The sequence below is a fragment of the Pseudomonas sp. 2 genome (assembly GCF_056627435.1).
Genome location: NZ_JBWXNG010000051.1, coordinates 1 through 1034, shown reverse-complemented (window position 1 = coordinate 1034; position 1034 = coordinate 1). Strand labels below are relative to the sequence as shown.

At 56.8% G+C, this 1034-nt stretch carries 1 protein-coding gene; it reads right to left on the bottom strand.

Annotated elements, in window-relative coordinates:
* Positions 1-5: 5 nt before the first annotated feature.
* A complete protein-coding gene (locus tag AC1MEK_RS29845; RefSeq protein ID WP_480399846.1) occupies positions 6-959 on the bottom strand; it encodes an IS1595 family transposase in 954 nt (317 codons plus the stop codon).
* Positions 960-1034 lie beyond the last annotated feature (75 nt).

Here is a 1034-nt window from a genome sequence, read left to right as displayed (position 1 = left end):
ATTGGCTATGTCTGCGTTAATTGTTGTGCAGGTTCATAGCCAAGTGATTCCTTTAGAAAAATCAACGGGTTGATCTGATCACCATAGCGCTCCAGCAATCGACGCCAACCCAAGTAGTTCGCCAGGTATTTGGTTGCTACCCCGTGGAATGGGTACAGCCAGCCCTTTAGCCGTGCGTGATAGGCGTTTACGTTCTGGATATGAAATGCGCCATCCGTACGCCGTTTCTGGCGTAGGTTTGAGCGTCGGTGAGTGATGCCTTCTGCGCGGGCGAAGCCGTGGTAGACCGCCGCGCTGTCAGTGCACAGCACGGCATCCGGATCGATCAGAGGCTTGAGCACCTCACTCACATGCGCTCCATCGAGCCTTTCCAGCTGAAAATCCGCATGCTGTGGGCTGCGATCACGCACGACCAAAACAGGCACCAGGTCATCGCTCATGCCTTTGCTCTTGGCCTTGCCACCCCGTTTGCGAGCCGCACGCGGCAGCTTGCGTTGCCCTTTGAATGATCGGAGAAAGAACGTCTCATCAGCCTCGACAACGCCTGAAACCTGCGTTGCACGGTGCTCGGCGATTAGACGGAGGAAGCGGTGGCGCCAGCGAAAAGCGGTGGTTTTATCGACGCCACAGCGCTTGGCCGCCTTGCGAATCACCAGACTTTCGGTCATGGCTTTGGCGTACTCCGCCCACTGATCGCGATGGCGCAAACGTGCCAAAGGTGTCCCCGTCAATGCGTTGCACGTACGACCGCATGCCTTGCATCGGTAGCGCGGCAAACCATGGCTTGTGCCCCATGGCCGCAAAGCTTCAGCCGAGCAGTGCGGACATTGCTCTGGCATGGCCAGCGCGTCCTCTAACACAGCGTGGGGGCGCATAACCTGCGCCTCCAACTGCTTACGCTGCTCGGGATTGAGTTGGGAAATCGCCGACAGCCAAGTTTTGAACTCCGTAGCTCGCATCGCAAATCTCCACAAAAGGAATGCCAGATGCAATGAGCTTAGCTGCCAGCAATACTTTACGCAGACATAGCCAAT

Coding starts and splice junctions, on each gene's coding strand:
- AC1MEK_RS29845 (WP_480399846.1), bottom strand. CDS start 959: ATGCGAGCTACGGAGTTCAAAACTTGGCTGTCGGCGATTTCCCAACTC.